Here is a 303-nt window from a genome sequence, read left to right on the forward strand (position 1 = left end):
GGAAGAAACCGACCAGGTTGCAACAGCAATGAATGAAATGACCGCGTCAGTTCAGGAGGTTGCACGGACGGCGACCAATGCAGCCGAGGCGGCGCGTAATGCTGACAATGAAGCCAAGGCCGGTAAGCAAGTCGTGCTGGAAACGATGCAATCAATTGATACCTTGGCCAGTGAAGTCGAAAAAGCGGCAGATACCTTAAGCGAACTGGAAGCGGATATCGGCAATATTGGTGCCATTGTTGATGTGATTCGCGGCATTACCGAGCAAACCAATCTTTTAGCGCTGAATGCTGCGATTGAAGC

Annotated in this window: 1 protein-coding gene; it reads left to right on the forward strand. The window is 51.2% G+C overall.

Translation table 11 applies throughout. The annotated features are described in order from the left end of the window. Positions 1-28: 28 nt before the first annotated feature. A partial coding sequence (locus B3O33_RS15850; RefSeq protein WP_292363948.1) for a methyl-accepting chemotaxis protein occupies positions 29-303 on the forward strand: 275 nt, incomplete at its 3' end.

Origin of the sequence: Methylophaga sp. UBA1464 (assembly GCF_002325665.1) — a bacterium.
Taxonomy (GTDB): domain Bacteria; phylum Pseudomonadota; class Gammaproteobacteria; order Nitrosococcales; family Methylophagaceae; genus Methylophaga.